Raw genomic sequence first — 15,550 nt, 5'->3', positions numbered from 1 at the left:
GACATCGGGCTTGCGCCCTCGTCTTGCCGACTCCCCCTCAAGGGGGGAGTGATGGGAAGGGAGCGATGGGGGGAGCGATGGACGGTTTGAGGGCTTCGCATCGGCTATAATTGCCCCGGTAGCCGAGGCGCTGTGACTGGATTTCGTGGAGGATAGGGTAATGAACATAAGGGCGGCAGGCTTGGGTCTGGAGTCGGCGTCCGGTGCGGTAACGGGCCGGGACGTCGCGGGCAACGGTGCGGGCAACCCGGTGATGCCCCCGGCGATACTGTGGGGCGGCGGGACGATTCCCGCACGTGCGGGGCGCTTCGCGCCGGGGGCGGGCTGGCGGCGCGGCGGCGCGTTGGCCGTCGCGCTCTGCCTGGGCGCGGGACTGGGCGGTTGCGGCGGCGGGGGCGGGGCCTCTGCGTCGGCCAACCCCACGCAGGAGCGGATCCGGGCTGTCGCGCGGACCCAGCCGCTCTTTGGCAGCGTCACGCAGAGTTCCCAGAGCATCAACGGCAGAACGCAGGGCAGTACGGAGGTTCGCGACGCCGATGCCGCGGGTAATGACGTGATCGTGACGGCGACCGTTACCGGCCAGGGGCTGCCCAGCGACCAGATTCCGGCCCACAGCGCCGACGACATGGATGCGCGCGTGGATTTTCGCGGCGGCGCAGCGTTATTCAACGACGACCTGGGAAGGGTGGCTCATCCCCAGGGCCGCGATATTTCGTACCGGAGCCTGGTGCGCGGCGACGTGAACGATGACGGAGTCGTGACCTCGGAGGGCGGCGCCTTGGGCGTGGCCTTGTTGACCGACCGCTTCGATGCCAGAGCCGCCGATGAGTACCTGACTTTTGGCGCCTGGGCCTATGTGCCCAATGGCGGGAACGTCTCCAGGGGCATCGTGGGCGTCGCCGTGGGCGCCAGTGTACTGGGCGTTTTTTCGGACGGAATGGAAACCACCGACACTCTCCCTGACACGGGATCCGCGACCTATAGCGGGCACACCCTCGGTTGGGCCGTGACTAATTTTGGCGACGGGGGTCGCCCCGCATCCCTGCTGTTCGGCGTAGTGGACCTGACCGCGAACTTCGTTACCAGCATGGTGTCCGGCACGATCAGCGATCTCAGATTCGACTTGTCCGGGTTGGGCGAGGGTTTTGACGGCAGCAGTTACACGCAGCGCAGGACGACAGTGACCCTGGGTGCGGCGCAGTTGGGCGGCGGCGACAACGGAGCATTCGAATTCGATGGCATGGTTACAGGCATCGCGGATGACACGCGAATCCCGCTTGCTGAACGATTCAATTACCGGGTGACGGACGGCAGGTGGGGCGGCCGCTTCTTCGGCAATGACGGCGCCAGAACAGCCCCGCCCGCGATCGGCGGCACCTGGGGCGTAAGCGCCACGGCTAGCCGTGCCGACGGGATGCAGGGAAGCGCCAATCTGGACGTGGCCGGCGGCTTCGGCGCCTGGAAAGACTGATCCGCCGGCGCGCTAAAGACGCATCTCCCAGAGACGAGATACGGCGCGTCGGCCGGGGCAGGGCGCAGGTCGGCGCCCGCTCGTGAACGGGACCGCCTGGCGCGTGCGGTTCCGTTTGCTTTGCATCGCCCCGCTCGCCGCGTCGTTTTCGGCAATGGCTGCCGGGGCGGAGGCCGACCGACACGGGCCCGCCGCGTTGCGGCAGGCGGGTGCGGCGGCGGCGCAGGCGCCCCGCGACTACCGCGATTCCCTGAACCTTGCCCGCGATCTGATCGCCGCCGGGCGCTTCGGCGAGGCGGAGCTGCTTCTGGATGCCGCCGCCCGGGCGCCGGAGGCGGATGCGACTGCCATCGCTTTTCTGCGCGGCCTCGCGGCCCTGGGACGCGGCGATTACGACCGCGCTGCCGGCATTTTCAACGCCATCCTCGTTGCGCGCCCGGGCCTGTTGCGGGTGCGCCTGGAACTGGCCCGCGCCCTGTTTCTCAAGAACAGCCCCCGCTCCGACCGCGCCGCCCGGCGTCAATTCGAGCGGGTGCTGGCGGCCCGACCGCCGGCCCCGGTGGCGCGCAACATCCGGGCGTTTTTGGGCGCTATTCGCAGCCGCCGCGCCTGGGAACTGGATTTCAGCTTCGCGCTCCTGCCCGACAGCAATATCAACCGGGCGCCTTCTTCGCGCACCGTGACCATCGGCGGCCTGCCGTTTCTGCTGTCCGAAGATGCGCAGGAGACCAGCGGCATCGGCGCGTACATGAGTCTGGGCGGTTCGTACCGCTGGCGGCTGCGCGACAGGCTGCGCCTCGCCTGGTCGGGCCGCGCGTTGCGCCGCGAATACGGGGGCCGGGCCTTCGACGACATGACGCTGGAAACGGCGCTGGGGCCGCGGGTTCTGTTTGCCGGCGGCGAGGCCGGCGCCGCGTCGTTCGTTTCCCGCCGCTATTACGGCGGCGCTCCGTACCGGCGCTCTTTCGGGTTGCGCCTGGACGGCAACCGCCTGGCGACGCCGCGGCGCCGGGTCAGCGCCCGCCTGGAATTGCAGCGCCTTTTTCACGACCGCGACAGGAGCTTTGACGGCGACATCTACTCCGCCGGGTTGAGCTGGCGCTTCGCCGCCAGTTTGGTGAGCTTTTCCTCGCTGTGGCTCAATTACACGCGCCAACTCCCGCGCGCCCCGTGGCTGCGCAACCGGGCGCCGAATATCGGCGCCGGCTATTACCGCGATTTTGCCAAGGGCCTCGGCATTGGCGCGGAGGTGCAGGGCACGGACACGCGCTACGACCGACCGCATCCGCTTTTTGCCAGGGAGCGCCGCGACCGCACCTGGATCGCCACGTTGCGGTTCAGTCTGCGCACCCTCAATATAAGGGGCTTTACCCCGGTGCTGTCTTTCTCTCATATCCGCAACCGCTCCAATATCGGCTTCTACGACTACCGGCGCAACCTGTTGGAACTCGGTGTCAGGCAGGCGTTTTAATCCCGTGCCGGGGCGGCCCGGGCGTTCCCCCGGCGGCGGGGAAGAGCGTAGCCGCCTCGGCTGCGACAGCTCCTGCCATGCCATTCCCCCGAGTGCCATATGTGCCGGTTCCCTAAGGAGATTTTCTTTCTTGACGGGGACTTTACGGCCCCGGAATCCGTTGCCAGTTGCCGCCGGGCTTGCCGCTCGCCGACTTGGCCGCCGGCAACCGGGAACTGGCCCACCGGCCGGCGTTTTGCAATATTCAGGGTCCACCCCATTCCCTAACGATGCGCGCGCCCCTAAAATACCTCTCCTGCGTCATCTTGAGCGGGCCACAGTGTGTCCGTTTCGCCGTTTTCGGGGGAGGAGTATAATGCGACTGGGAAGGGAGGCTGGAGAGTCTATAGTTCCATGAGTGTCCCGGAGGCCCAACAGCAGAAGCAGGCCCGTATCCGCAAGATTGCTCAGGACCTGCAGCGCTTGCGACAGCTGCGGTCGCCGCGTCCGGCGGCCGGCGAGGCGGGCGAGGCGGGCGAGGGCGGCCGCGGCTACCGTTTCCTGCGCATGATTGGGGAGGGCGCGATGTCTCGCGTTTACCTGGCCAAGCGCAACGCGGACGGCGCTACTTTGGTGCTGAAGATCCTGGATACCCGCCGCCGCAAGGACGACGTCCTGGTCAAGCGCTTTGTCCGGGAGGCCAAGTTGATCTCCGACCTGAGGAGCCGCTATGTGGTGCGGATCTACGACCAGGGCTTTACCGACGACTATGGCTATATTGCCATGGAATTCTTCTCCCGCGGAGATCTGCGGCAGCGGGTCAAGATGGGCATTCCCCCGCAACATGCCCTGCGTCACATGGACCACCTGGCGCGCGGGTTGGCGGCTATCCACAGCGTGGGCGTGGTGCACCGGGACCTCAAGCCGGCGAACCTGATGTTTCGCAGCGACGACACCCTGGTGCTGGCCGATTTCGGCATCTCCAAACAGGTGAACGAAAGTTCCGATGAGCAATTGACCATGGTCGGCCAGGTGTTGGGGACTCCCTACTACATGAGCCCGGAGCAGGGGCAGGGGCTGAAGGTGGATGTGCGCTCGGACCTCTACAGCGCCGGCATTATCCTGTACGAACTGATGACCCAGGAGCGTCCCTACCGGGCGCGCACCCCGTCCGGGATCATCTACCAGCACATCCACTCCGATATTCCCCGCCTGCCCGTGCGGCTGAACGCATTGCAGAACTTGATTAACGGATTGTTGGCGAAGTCGCCCGACGATCGCTACCAGACGGCGGGGGAGTTGATCCGCGCCCTGCAAAAATACTCAGTGGGGAAAGTCGGGGGCAGTAGCCGGTAGTTCCTTCGCGGGCGCGGCTTGGCAACGGCGGGGCTCCCGTTCCAGGTAGCCCTGCCAGGCGCGGGCGGCGTTGCGCGTGGAGGAGTGGGCGGTTGCCCGGCGCAGGGCGGCCAAGGCGTCTTCGACGGCGCCGTCATTGCAGGCGGCGAGCCCCAGCGAGTACAGGGTCTCTCCCTCCGCGGCGGCATCCACGCCCAGGCGCAGGGCCTGTTCCAGCGCCGTGCGCGCGTCCCGCCAGCGCCCCATGCCGAAGTATGTCTGTCCCAGCATTCTGTACAAAGCGGCCTCTTCGTCCTGCCGGGCCGCCCGCTCCATGATGGCGGCGGCCCGTCCCGGTTCCCGTGCCGCCAACCAGGCGTTCCACAGCAACTCCAGCCGCGCCCGGGTTTCCGGCAGCCGCGCTCCCAATTCCCGGTGCAGCAGGCTGGCGGCGCGGTAGGGCAGGTTCAGGCGCAGGTAGAGTTGCGCCAGACGCTCCAGGTCTTCTGTGTCCAGCGGGCCGAGCCGGTAGGCAAGTTCGTAGCTGGCCAGCGCCTCGTGTTCCCGCTGCAAGCTCTGGTACAGGGAGGCTAACTGCAGCCATAGCGCGGCTTCGCCGGGGTGGGCCGCGAGTAGCGTTTCCAGCGCCTGGGCGGCGTTGCGGTAATCCTGTGTTTCCAGGTAGGCGGCCAGCAGCAATTCGCGCCAGGCGCGCGGCGGCTCTGCGTTGCGGGCTAAGGCCTTGCGGATATAGGGGATGAGTTCGCGGTAGCCTTCCAGGCGGTACCAGGCCAGGGCCAGCACCAGGTAATCCTCGGCCTTGGGAGCGGGCTCGGTGGGCAGCCACCGTTCCAACTCGGCGATGCCCTCGCGGTGGCGCCCGGCCTGGAGCAGCAGCCTGCCCGCCTGGTAGCGGAGTTTGCGCCCGGTGGCCGCTGGCAGGGCCTCCAGGGCCAGCGCCGCAAGCAACGCCTCCGCCGCGGCCGCCGGCCGCTCCTGGGCATGGTAGGCGTATCCCAGCGACTGGAGGATGCTGGCGCGTTCCAGGGGAGTCAATCCCTCTGTGTCGGAGATTTCTTCGAGGGTCCGTGCCGCCTCCGCGGCGTCTCCCCGCTCCAGGGCGGCGTGGGCGGCGCTTAGCTCCTGGTGTACGCGCCCGGACACGAGCTGCTCTTCGGCGGCCGCGGCGGCCGGCAGCCAGAACAGCCAACAGAGCGCGGCCGGGCGCCATTGCACGATGGTGGCCAGCGTTCAATCCTGCAGACGAAAGAGGAATTCCTGTTGCATGCGCCGGGATTGCCCGCCGAGGTTGCCAGGGTCGAAGTGCCAGCTGCGCATGGCCTGTAGCACGGCCCGCTCGAAGACTTGCGGCGGCACGGCGCTGACGACCCGCAACTCCGTCACCCGGCCCTCCGGGGTGACCAGAAATTCCACGGTTACCTCGCCTTCCAGGCCGGCGCTAAGGGCGTATGCCGGATAAACGGGTTCGACCCTGATGGCGGGGACCAGGGACGGCCCCAATGGCGTTGCCGGCGCCGGGGGAGGCGTTGCCGCCGCGGGCAGATACGGGCTGCCGGCGGCGCGCAGGCGCGGCAGTTCCAGCGCCGGGGCGCCCGGGGACGGCAGCGGCTGCGCCGGGAGCGCGCGTAGCGAGAGTTCGGCTGCCGGTTGCGGCGGGGCCGGCACGGGCGGCGGCGGCGGTTTGGAAGGTCGTTGCGGCGGCGGCGATTCGGCAACGGGCGGGGGTGCGACGGGGCGTTGCGGCAACTGCAGGAGTTCGAGCGGGAAGGCCGTGGCGGGAGGCAGGACGGCCCGGCTCTCGTGCCGCGTCAGTTGTTGCACGAGCGCGAGCAGCAACAGGTTGATCCCCGCGGCCAGGGCGAGCAGGGCAAGCGGCAACAGTTTTTTGACGGCGGCGGTCATCCGCATCCGGCGTCGGCGGCCGCTAATCTCCGGGATCGGCGGCCAGGGCGATGCGCTTGACGCCGGCCAGCCGCCCCTGGTCCATGGCCTCGAGCAGCCAGTCGGTGCGTGCCTTCCGGTCGGCGGCGATGATCAGGGTGCCTTCCGGGTTCTGCGCCTGCAGGCGTCCGATCTCGGCGCGCAACAGTCGCCGCTCCACCTGCCGCCCGCCGATCCAGAATTCCCCCTCGGCGGTGATTGATACGACCAGGTTGCCGCGTTCCTGGCGCACGCTGGTATGCGCCGTAGGGTTGTCCACCTCGATGCCGGATTCCTTGACGAAGGAAGCGGTTACCAGAAAAAAGATCAGGAGGATAAACACCAGGTCAATCAGCGGCGTCAGATTGATGTCGCCGCCAGGGCCCTGGTAGCCGCGGGAGCGGTAGCGCATCAGCGTTGCCCGTCCTGCGCCAACAGTCGGCGGGTTTGCTGGTGGTGGCCGGCGGCGCGGCGTTGCAGGGCGGCAAGGCAAGCGATGCCGACCAGTGCCGTGACCAGTCCGGCGGTCGTGGGCAGTAGGGCGCGGGAGATCCCGGCCGCCATGCCGCGCGGGTTGCCGGTCCCGAAGGCGCCGACTACGTCGAAGATCGCGATCATTCCGGTGACGGTGCCGAGCAGCCCCAGCAGCGGCAGGATGTGGGTGCAGGTCCGCACGGTAGCGAGCCGCGCGTCCAGGGCGTTGTCGAGTTGCGCCAACAGGACCCGGCGCCGCAATTGCCGCGCCCGGGTCGGGAGCGGCGGCAGTTCGCGCCACCGGCGCAGGGCTTCGGCCAGCCGTCGCGGGTGGCCGAAGCGGTAGTACCAGCCGCGCTCCAGGATCGAGAACCACATAAAGGTGGAGACCAGCAGAATGCCCGTCAGTACCGGTCCGCCCCGTTCCAGGAAGTCTTGCAGCGGTTCCAGCATGGCCTAGGTCGCCTCGTTGCCCCCGAAGCGGGTGGCCACTTGTGCCATTCCCTCGCGTTCCAATAACTCCAGAAGGCCGTTGCTGCGATTGTTTAACAGGCTGTGCGCCAGCAGGGCAGGGATGGCCACCAGCAGTCCCAGCACGGTCGTGACCAGCGCCTGCGAAATGCCCCCCGCCATGACCCGCGGGTCGCCGGTGCCGAATAGGGTGATGGACTGGAAGGTCTCGATGATCCCTACAACGGTGCCGAGCAGCCCCAGTAGCGGGGCGACCGCGGCCAGGACGGCCAGGGTGCCGAGACCGCGCCGCAGGAGCGGCGATTCGTGCAGCAGCGCCTCTTCCAGCCGGTGGGGCAGGCCGTCCTCGTCCTCTTTTGGATCGCTGCAGGCGAGCAATACCCGCCCCAGAGGATTGTCGGGCCGGGGGGGCTGTCCGAGTTGCGCCTGGATACGGCGGCGCATGCGTCCCAGGGTGGCCGTGCGTTCGGCGATGAGCAGCGCCGCGACCGCCGCCAGGGCGAGGATCAGGTAGCCGATGCTTCCCCCCTGGCGTAACCGCGCCCCCAGCCCGGGACCGTGGACGCGCAGTGCCAGCAGGGTGCCGCGGGTGGGATCCAGGGGAAAGGGATGCAGGCCGTCCGCGGCCCGTTCCAGCATGCGGGCCATCCGCTGCTGCCGTGGAGAAGGTTGCTGCGGCGGTTCGCTCAGCCGCTGTTCGCCCGGCAGGTATTGGAGGAAGCGGCCCTCCGCGACTGCGTTGAAGACGCCGACCCGGGTCACTTGGCGCGGCGCCCGCGCGCCGTCGGTACCGATCACCCCCGCCTCGAAGCGTACGATTTTGCCGGCTGCTACCATTTCCTCCAGAGCCGTCAGCCAGAGGGCGCGCAATTCCGGTACGGAGGGCAGTTCCTCGCCGTCCGCCAGCTTGCGCGCCGTCGCGGCGCGCCCGGGGCGCTGGGCCGAGACCAGGGAGGAATCGAGCAGGCTGCCGATGTCGCTGGCGACCTGGCGCGTTACCCCCAGCAGTTCCCCAAGCGTCCCGAGCTGCCTCTTCAGCTGCCGTTCCTGGGTCTGTAGCAATTCCTGCCGGCTTTGGTATTCCCGTTTGAGCAGGCGGCCCCGTTCCCGCTCTTTTTCCAGGGCGGCCCGTTCCTTCTCCAGCCGTTCCTGCCAGCGCAGCTGCCGCGTGGCGAAGTCCTGTTCGCGGACGCGCTGTTCGGTTTGCTCCTGCATGCCCTGTTGCCGCGCCCGTTGCAGCAGTTCCTCCAGTTCGCCGGCCGCTGCCGGTTCCGCCAGGAGCCACCATGCCGCGCCGGCCAGCAGGCCGCGCCTCATGACTGGTCCCCGGACTGGTCCCCGGTTCCCCCGGGGGCTCCGCTTGGGGCGCTTTCGGGGGCGCTCTCGGGGGCGCCTCCCGGTGCGTCCTCGGGGATTTCCCGGATGGCGGGCAACGGCAGGCGCAACAGGTCTGGCGGCGCCTGCCGTTTGGCGATGCGCAAGGCTTCGGCAATGTCGCGGTTATGGCGCGCCGGCAGCGGTTGCCACCGGCGCTGCTCCCGGTCCCAGCGGCCGCAACTTTTTCCGTCCAGGGTCTGGTAGTACAGCGCCAGCCGGCCGACCCGCAGCAATTCCACGGTCACCGTTCGCTGCGCCAGTTCCACGAGGCCCGGCCCGGCTTCCAGCCGGTTGCCGTATTCGATCTCGACCCGATACGCCTCCATGACGCGGCGGTATTTCTCGGGCAGGGACACATCCGGCCGGTCCAGCAGCGCCCGCAGTTCGCGGATGCGGGCGCCGCGTTCTTGCGCGAGAAAGGGGAGGTCCAGGGCGATGAACTCCTCCAGGGTGTCAATCATCTCGGCGAGCAGCGGGATCAGGTCGCGGCGGGTGGCCTCGGCGCCGACCAGTTGGCGGCGCACCGACGCCAAGCGCCGGCCCTGGCCGCCGATCAGGCGTTCGAATTGGTCGTGGTAGCTGCGCAGGGCGCCGAGTTCGGCGCGGACCTCCTGGTATTGTTGGCGCAGCTCGCGGGTCTCGTCGTCCAGGCGCTCAATGCGCTGCTGCGAGTCTTGCGCCGCTTCCTGGGCCTTGACCCGCTCGCGGATCGCGGCAGCCAGCGTTTCCGTGTCGGCGTCGGCGGCGACCGGCAGGATCAGCGTCCCGATCAGTGCGTACAGCGGGGCGGGCCGCCGCCCCCGCCTCACGACGGCGCCGACGGTCCGCCCGCCCGGCCTGCCCCGGCGGACTCAGTCGTCAATGGCGAGTCCCCAGGGGAACTTGCCTACGGGAATGGTGCGGATTGTCTCGTTGCGGGCGGTGTCTATGACCGAGACGGTGCCGCTTACCCCGTCGGTGGTGAACAACCGGCTGCCGTCACGCGACATAGCCAGCCCCCAGGTGCGCTTGCCTACCGGGATGCTCTCCAGCACCTCCAGGGTGTCGGCGCGCAGCACGAAGACTCGGTTGGCCCGCCCGCCAGCGACGTAGAGCAGGCTTTCGTCTTTGCTGAGCAGCACGTCCTTGGGCTTGGATTCTTTCCCCAGGGCGGAGCTGGCCACGATCTTGTGCTCCCGCATGTCCACCTTGACGACCTGGCCGCCGATCTCCGAACTGGCGTAGGCCAGGGTGCCGTCGCGGCTGAAGGTCGCCGCCCTGGGCCGCGCGCCGACCACGATGTTGGCAATGGGGCGGTGTTCGGGCACTCCGATCACATGCAGCATGTTGCTGGACTCGCTGGTAACGATGACCAGTTTGCCGTCGGGGGAGATCGCAACGCCCTCCGGCTCCAGCCCGACGGGGATCTCGGCGATGCGCTGCCCGGTGGTCGGGTCGTAAACCGATGCCTTGGCGTCGTCCTCATTGGAGATGTAGATACGGTTGTCGGGATGCACGGCGAAGGTCTCCGGGTCCGAGCCGGCCTCGAATTTCCTTTTGGTTTCCAGGGTTTTCGGGTCCAGCACGGCGATGGCGTTCTCTTCGCTGATCGCTACGTACAGTTCGCTGCGGTCCGGCGAAAATCCGATCCCCCGGGGGCGCTTCCCTACCTCTACGGTGTCTGTCACCTCCAGGGAACGGGCGTCAATTATGCTGATCGAATTGCCGCGCTCGTTGGTGACGAATATGCGGTGCGTCGGTTCCGCCGCCGCGGCGGTTCCCAGGATGCACAGGGCGAAGGCGGTGCAGGTTTGGCGCATGGTTGTTACCTCCAGTCGAATCAAGCGGGGGACAAAAAGCAAATCTTGCGGGGAACGGCGCGCGTTCGTTACTTGGGGCAGTCGGCGCGCCCCAGGCTGTCCAGGTCTCCAGGCCGGGCGGCGCCGCGTACCGGCGCCTCTCCCAGCAATTGGCCGTCCCCGTCCTGTACCAGCAGCACGGGCTGGCGCAGTTGGCCGGTGGCGCGGAAGCTCAGCGCGGCGCCCTTCTGCCCGTCGAAGAAGAATCCGTCCCATAGCCTGCGCAACAGGGCCGCCGGCTTATCGAGGCCCTCCTGCACTACCGCCTCGGAGACGATCTTCGCCGCCGCCCAGCCGGCCCAGGCATCGTCGTCCATCTCGCGCTGGAATTTCTTGGCGTAGCGCTTGTTCAGGTCGCGGGCGGCGAACTTGACGAACCGGGGGTGCCAGGCGGCGCCCGCTGCCCCTGCCGTATCCGGATGGACGCGCCGCCATTGCCGCGCGGCGTCCCGCTTCATGCCCTGGCTGGGCGGCACGTGCAGCAGGTTGTCGCGGCACTGCGCCCGCAACGCGTCTTCGTCCAGCGACAGGTTGAATACCGGGACGCCGGGGAAGGCGTCGGCCAGCGCCAGCAATTGTTCCCGGTCCACTGCCGCCAACACGGCGAGCGGCGCTGCCGAGGCCGCCTCCGCGGCGTCGCGGTAGTGCTCCAGCCGGTAGCTGTGGCCCAGGAACCGCCCCTGCAGGTTCGCCTCCGCCGTGCCCTGGCGCGCCCCCAGGTGGGCGCTTGCGTCTTTGCCGCCGACATAGGCCAGGACCAGGGTTTCGCCCGTAGCGGGCGCGGCATTGGCGGCCGGCAACGCCGGCAACAGGGCGGCGATAACGGGCGCGGCGAAGACAATTGCAAAGCGGTTGACCATGGGTTCGGGGTGGATTATAATCCACCCCATCGGCGGTTGTAAGGCCTGCCGGTATCGCCCGGGATGCCGCAAGAGGGGGCGGAGGGTTGCGAGAGTGTTTGGTAGCGTTACGGTAGCGTGGCGCAAGGAGGTTGCAAATGCTCAAGTCTCTGCAAATAGAACCGGAAAAGTGCACTGGCTGTCTGCAGTGCGAAATGGCTTGTTCCTACCAGGCGGAGGGGGCCTTCAACCCTTCCGCTTCCCGGATCAAGATCTTCCCCTTTCACCAGGAGGGACGTTTTGTCCCCTACACCTGCACCCAGTGCGCCGAGGCCTGGTGCATGCACGCCTGCCCGGTGGAGGCCATCGTGATCAACGAGGAGACCGGCGCCAAGGAGGTGCTGGACGATGTCTGCGTGGGCTGCAAAGTGTGCACCATCGCTTGTCCCTTCGGGACGGTGAACTATAGCCAGGAGACGCAAGTCGTGTACAAGTGCGACCTCTGCGGCGGCGATCCGGAGTGCGCCAAGGCCTGCCCGACGCAGGCGATTACCTATGTGGATGCGGATCATACCGGGCTGGAGCGGATGCGCTCTCATGCGGCCCGCGAACTTTCCGGCAGCGACGGCGCTTGACGCCAGGAGGAGTCGAAAATGGCTTGGACGAAGAACGTACTGCGGATTGACCTGACGAAAGGGAAGGTTAGCAACGAACCCCTGAACATGGAGTGGGCCATGGATTATATCGGCCAGCGCGGCCTGGCGACCCGCTACCTGGTCGAGGAAGTGTCCCCGAACTGCGACCCCCTGGGGCCCGAGAACAAATTGTTCATGGTGACCGGTCCGCTGACCGGCACCATGGCCTCTACCGGCAGCCGTTACTCGGTTGTGACCAAGAGCCCGCTGACCGGCACCGTCGCCTGTTCCAACTCCGGCGGACTCATCGGGGCGGAGATGAAGCACGCGGGCTGGGACATGATTATCTTCGAGGGCAAATCGCCCAAGCCGGTCTATCTCTATCTGGAGAACGAGCGCGCCGAGCTGTTGCCCGCCGACGAGATACAGGGGCTTTCGGTGTGGGAGGCCGATGCCTGGTTGCACAAGCGCCACCAGGACCCGCTGCTGCGTATCGCGGCGGTGGGCCGGGCGGCGGAGAAAGGCTGCCTGTATGCTTCGATCGTCAACGATCTGCACCGGGCGGCGGGCCGTTCCGGCGTGGGCGCCGTGATGGCCTCCAAGAATCTGAAGGCCGTGGCCGTGCGCGGCACCCGCGGCATTCGCAACCTGCGCGACCCCAAGGCCTTCATGAAGGCGGTGAACGACGGCAAGAAGGTGCTGGCCGACAACGAGGTCACGGGCGCCGGCCTGCCCAAGTACGGCACCCAGGTGTTGATGAACATCATCAACGAGGTGGGCGCCATGCCCACCCGCAACATGCGGGAGGTGCAGTTCGAGGGCTCCGGCAAGATCTCCGGCGAGGCCATGCACGAGCCGCGCAAGACGGACGGCAAGGCCAATCTGGTCACCAATGCCGCCTGTTACGGCTGCACCATCGCCTGCGGGCGCATCTCGCGCATGGACAACGGCCACTTCACCGTCAAGAACAGTCCCAAGTATTGGGGCGCGGGCGGCGGTCTGGAATACGAGTCGGCCTGGGCGCTGGGTTCGGCGGCCGGCGTTGACGACCTGGAGGCCCTGACCTACGCCAATTTCCTGTGCAACGAGGACGGGATGGACCCCATCTCCCTGGGCTCCACCATCGCGGCGGCCATGGAATTGTACGAGGAGGGCGCGATCACCAAGAAAGAGACCGGCGGCATCGATCTCCGCTTCGGCTCCGCCGAGGCCATGTGCAAGGTGGCCGAGCTCGCCGCCCGGGGCGAGGGCTTCGGCCGGGAAATCGGCCTGGGCTCCAAGCGCCTGTGCGAGAAGTACGGCCGCCCCGAGTTGTCCATGACGGTGAAGGGCCAGGAATTCCCGGCCTACGACCCGCGCGGCATCCAGGGCATGGGCCTGGCATACGCTACCTCGAACCGCGGCGCCTGCCACCTGCGCGGCTACACCGTCGCCTCGGAGATCATGGGCATCCCGGAGAAGACCGACCCGTTGGCCACGGAGGGCAAAGCCGCCCTGACGAAGGCATTTCAGGATGCCGCCGCGGCGGTGGACTCCACCGGCTTGTGCGCCTTCGCCACCTTCGCCTGGACCATGGAAGATGTCGCGCCGCAGCTGGACGGCGCCTGCGAAGGCAACTGGACGGCGGAGAAGTTGCTGGAGGTCGGCGAGCGCATCTGGAATCTGGAGCGCGACTTTAACCTGGCCGCCGGCGTTGACGGCAGCGAAGACCGCCTGCCCGAGCGGCTGGTCAAGGAGGCCGCCGCCACCGGCCCCGCCAAGGGCAAGGTCAACCGTTTGGCCGATATGCTCCCGGAGTACTACCAGGTGCGCGGCTGGGACGAGAAGGGCGTCCCCACCTCGGATACCCGCTCCCGGCTGGGACTGCAACCCGGCGGGCTCGGCGCCTAGGCCGCCCTGGCCCGGGTCGAGGCTTCCGGAGATGCGGCATATTGTCATCGGTGCCGGTCCCGCCGGGGTCATCGCCGCGGAGACATTGCGGCGCATGGATGCGCGCAACGCCGTCACTATCATCGGCGACGAGCCGGAGCCTCCTTATTCGCGGATGGCCCTCCCGTACTACCTGGTCGGCAAGATCGGCGAGGAGGGCACCCACCTGCGGCATAAGAAAGGGCACTACGGGGATCACGGCATCGAGGTCGTCAACGATCGCGTGACCCGGGTGGACGCCGCCGGGAAGCGGCTCCATCTGGAGCGCAACGGCGAACTCGCCTTCGACCGGCTTTTGATTGCCACCGGCGCCACGCCCTTGCAGCCGCCCATCGAGGGCATTGATTTGCCGGGCGTGCTGAACGGCTGGACCTTGCGGGACAGCCGGGAGATTATCGAGCGCACCGAACCCGGCTCGCGGGTCGTGCTGATGGGGGCGGGCTTTATCGGCTGCATCCTGCTGGAAGCGCTGGCGCGGCGCAAACTCAAGATCGCCGTGGTCGAGCGGGAAGAGCGCATGGTGCCCCGGATGCTGGACGATACCGCCGGCGATCTGCTCAAGCGGTGGTGCGAGGAAAAGGGCGTGCAGGTGCTGACCGGCACCGAGGCCAAGGCCATCGAGCGCGCCGATTCCGGGTTGGCGGTGCAGTTGTCGGACGGCAAGACGCTGCCCGCCGATTTGGTGATCTGCGCCGTGGGCGTGCGCCCCAACATCGGCTTTTTGGAGGGCAGCGGCATCGAGACGGATCAGGGCGTGCGGGTGGACCGGTATTTGCAAAGCAGCTGCGAGGGGATTTACGCCGCCGGCGACGTCTGCCAGGGGCGCGACTTCTCCACCGGCGAGTACAGCGTGCAGGCGATCCAGCCCACCGCCGCCGACCACGGCAGGCTGGCGGCCATGAACATGTGCGGTCGCCAGGTGCCGCACCAGGGCAGCGTCAACATGAACGTGCTCGACACCATGGGCCTGGTCTCCAGTTCCTTCGGTCTGTGGATGGGCAAAGAGGGCGGCGACTGCGCCCGGCTTTGCGCCCCGGAGCGCTATCGCTATCTGAACCTGCAATTCGACGGCGACCGCCTGGTCGGCGCCCAGGCCCTGGGCTGGACGCAACACGTGGGCGTATTGCGCGGCCTGTTGCAGACCCGGTTGCGCCTCGGCGAGTGGAAAGATCACCTGCTCAAGGACCCGACCCGCATCATGGAGGCATACCTCGCGCGTACGCAGGCGATCGGGCATAACGCCGAGGTTTTGCTGTCATGAGCCGGGCAGCCGCCGGCGGTACTCTAGTCCTGCCGGTCGGGGGGCCCGGGAGGCCCAAGCGTCCCAGGAGTCCCAGGAGTCCATGAACCGGGCCGTGGCGCGCTGCGGCGGCGTGCGGCGGTCATGAAGCGCATTCGGCTGAAGCTGTACGCCACCCTCGGCGCGTATCTCCCTTCGGAGGCGCGGCGGGGGGATCGCACCGCACAACTTGAGGTGGCCGACGACGCGACCCCGGATCAAGTGATCCACGATTTTCAAGTGCCCGAGCAGCTGGCGCACATGGTCCTGCTGAACGGCGTCTATCTGCAACCGACGGAGCGCGGCCGTTCCCTTTTGCAAGAAGGAGACACCCTCTCCGTCTGGCCCAAAATTCGTTGAATCGTTCGTTAAATCGTCGGCATTTCGCATCGCCTGCCGCGGACATGCCTTTAGGGACATTCTGATTAAAGCTTACTCCGCCATTCCCATGCCCCCCCTCGCCATTCCCGCGCAGGCGGGAATCCAGCATAACAAGCGCGCGCTTCGCGCT

The 15,550-nt window shown here is 67.7% G+C and carries 15 protein-coding genes; 7 read left to right on the top strand and 8 right to left on the bottom strand.

The window, feature by feature from the left end; translation table 11 throughout:
• The first annotated feature begins 160 nt into the window (after window positions 1-160).
• From OXU43_02295 to OXU43_02285, 3 genes are all read left to right on the top strand, one after another.
• On the top strand, window positions 161-1,471 hold the full coding sequence (locus OXU43_02295; GenBank protein ID MDD9823991.1) for a hypothetical protein: 1,311 nt from the start codon (window positions 161-163) through the stop codon (window positions 1,469-1,471).
• An 82-nt stretch (window positions 1,472-1,553) separates the two neighbouring features.
• Window positions 1,554-2,942, top strand: a complete 1,389-nt coding sequence (locus tag OXU43_02290; GenBank protein ID MDD9823990.1) for a surface lipoprotein assembly modifier — start codon at window positions 1,554-1,556, stop codon at window positions 2,940-2,942.
• A gap of 393 nt (window positions 2,943-3,335) precedes the next feature.
• Window positions 3,336-4,277 carry a serine/threonine-protein kinase gene (locus tag OXU43_02285; protein ID MDD9823989.1) on the top strand — a complete coding sequence of 314 codons (942 nt, stop codon included), beginning with the start codon at window positions 3,336-3,338 and terminating at the stop codon, window positions 4,275-4,277.
• Here OXU43_02285 and OXU43_02280 read toward each other — a convergent pair.
• From OXU43_02280 to OXU43_02245, 8 genes are all read right to left on the bottom strand, one after another.
• Entirely contained in the window at window positions 4,245-5,492 is a 1,248-nt protein-coding gene (locus OXU43_02280) for a tetratricopeptide repeat protein (protein ID MDD9823988.1), read from the bottom strand. The two genes, OXU43_02285 and OXU43_02280, sit on opposite strands and share 33 nt — an antisense overlap.
• A 15-nt stretch (window positions 5,493-5,507) precedes the next feature.
• Window positions 5,508-6,179 (bottom strand): TonB family protein, encoded by a 672-nt coding sequence (locus OXU43_02275; protein ID MDD9823987.1) that lies wholly within the window; start codon window positions 6,177-6,179, stop codon window positions 5,508-5,510.
• Window positions 6,180-6,201: 22 nt separating this feature from the next.
• Complete coding sequence (locus tag OXU43_02270) at window positions 6,202-6,609, bottom strand: biopolymer transporter ExbD (protein MDD9823986.1); 408 nt, start codon at window positions 6,607-6,609, stop codon at window positions 6,202-6,204.
• The gene (locus OXU43_02265) at window positions 6,609-7,124 is read right to left on the bottom strand and encodes a MotA/TolQ/ExbB proton channel family protein (GenBank protein MDD9823985.1); all 516 of its coding nucleotides are present in this window, start codon (window positions 7,122-7,124) and stop codon (window positions 6,609-6,611) included. The genes OXU43_02270 and OXU43_02265 overlap by 1 nt, the downstream gene beginning before the upstream one ends.
• Before the next feature lie 3 nt (window positions 7,125-7,127).
• The gene (locus OXU43_02260; GenBank protein MDD9823984.1) at window positions 7,128-8,459 is read right to left on the bottom strand and encodes a MotA/TolQ/ExbB proton channel family protein; all 1,332 of its coding nucleotides are present in this window, start codon (window positions 8,457-8,459) and stop codon (window positions 7,128-7,130) included.
• Entirely contained in the window at window positions 8,456-9,328 is an 873-nt protein-coding gene (locus tag OXU43_02255; GenBank protein ID MDD9823983.1) for a DUF3450 domain-containing protein, read from the bottom strand. The genes OXU43_02260 and OXU43_02255 overlap by 4 nt, the downstream gene beginning before the upstream one ends.
• A 42-nt stretch (window positions 9,329-9,370) precedes the next feature.
• On the bottom strand, window positions 9,371-10,318 hold the full coding sequence (locus tag OXU43_02250; protein MDD9823982.1) for a PQQ-dependent catabolism-associated beta-propeller protein: 948 nt from the start codon (window positions 10,316-10,318) through the stop codon (window positions 9,371-9,373).
• Window positions 10,319-10,386: 68 nt separating this feature from the next.
• The gene (locus OXU43_02245) at window positions 10,387-11,247 is read right to left on the bottom strand and encodes a hypothetical protein (protein MDD9823981.1); all 861 of its coding nucleotides are present in this window, start codon (window positions 11,245-11,247) and stop codon (window positions 10,387-10,389) included.
• A 107-nt stretch (window positions 11,248-11,354) separates the two neighbouring features.
• Here OXU43_02245 and OXU43_02240 point away from each other — a divergent pair, with 107 nt between their 5' ends.
• From OXU43_02240 to OXU43_02225, 4 genes are all read left to right on the top strand, one after another.
• Entirely contained in the window at window positions 11,355-11,831 is a 477-nt protein-coding gene (locus tag OXU43_02240) for a 4Fe-4S dicluster domain-containing protein (protein MDD9823980.1), read from the top strand.
• 18 nt (window positions 11,832-11,849) lie between these two features.
• Window positions 11,850-13,721 (top strand): aldehyde ferredoxin oxidoreductase family protein, encoded by a 1,872-nt coding sequence (locus tag OXU43_02235; protein ID MDD9823979.1) that lies wholly within the window; start codon window positions 11,850-11,852, stop codon window positions 13,719-13,721.
• 31 nt (window positions 13,722-13,752) lie between these two features.
• A complete protein-coding gene (locus OXU43_02230; GenBank protein ID MDD9823978.1) occupies window positions 13,753-15,021 on the top strand; it encodes an NAD(P)/FAD-dependent oxidoreductase in 1,269 nt (422 codons plus the stop codon).
• A 123-nt stretch (window positions 15,022-15,144) separates the two neighbouring features.
• Window positions 15,145-15,399, top strand: a complete 255-nt coding sequence (locus tag OXU43_02225) for a MoaD/ThiS family protein (protein MDD9823977.1) — start codon at window positions 15,145-15,147, stop codon at window positions 15,397-15,399.
• Window positions 15,400-15,550 lie beyond the last annotated feature (151 nt).

Source organism: Gammaproteobacteria bacterium, from assembly GCA_028817255.1.
Taxonomy (GTDB): Bacteria; Pseudomonadota; Gammaproteobacteria; order Porifericomitales; family Porifericomitaceae; genus Porifericomes; species Porifericomes azotivorans.
Note: the sequence above shows the minus strand (reverse complement) of the source record. Positions and strands in the feature narration are given on the sequence as shown.

Bases quoted from the DNA above. Each gene is read 5' to 3' on its own strand.
- OXU43_02295 (MDD9823991.1), top strand. From the start codon at position 161: ATGAACATAAGGGCGGCAGGCTTGGGTCTGGAGTCGGCGTCCGGTGCG.
- OXU43_02285 (MDD9823989.1), top strand. From the start codon at position 3,336: ATGAGTGTCCCGGAGGCCCAACAGCAGAAGCAGGCCCGTATCCGCAAG.
- OXU43_02275 (MDD9823987.1), bottom strand. From the start codon at position 6,179: ATGACCGCCGCCGTCAAAAAACTGTTGCCGCTTGCCCTGCTCGCCCTG.
- OXU43_02270 (MDD9823986.1), bottom strand. From the start codon at position 6,609: ATGCGCTACCGCTCCCGCGGCTACCAGGGCCCTGGCGGCGACATCAAT.
- OXU43_02265 (MDD9823985.1), bottom strand. From the start codon at position 7,124: ATGCTGGAACCGCTGCAAGACTTCCTGGAACGGGGCGGACCGGTACTG.
- OXU43_02260 (MDD9823984.1), bottom strand. From the start codon at position 8,459: ATGAGGCGCGGCCTGCTGGCCGGCGCGGCATGGTGGCTCCTGGCGGAA.
- OXU43_02250 (MDD9823982.1), bottom strand. From the start codon at position 10,318: ATGCGCCAAACCTGCACCGCCTTCGCCCTGTGCATCCTGGGAACCGCC.
- OXU43_02245 (MDD9823981.1), bottom strand. From the start codon at position 11,247: ATGGGGTGGATTATAATCCACCCCGAACCCATGGTCAACCGCTTTGCA.
- OXU43_02240 (MDD9823980.1), top strand. From the start codon at position 11,355: ATGCTCAAGTCTCTGCAAATAGAACCGGAAAAGTGCACTGGCTGTCTG.
- OXU43_02235 (MDD9823979.1), top strand. From the start codon at position 11,850: ATGGCTTGGACGAAGAACGTACTGCGGATTGACCTGACGAAAGGGAAG.
- OXU43_02230 (MDD9823978.1), top strand. From the start codon at position 13,753: ATGCGGCATATTGTCATCGGTGCCGGTCCCGCCGGGGTCATCGCCGCG.
- OXU43_02225 (MDD9823977.1), top strand. From the start codon at position 15,145: ATGAAGCGCATTCGGCTGAAGCTGTACGCCACCCTCGGCGCGTATCTC.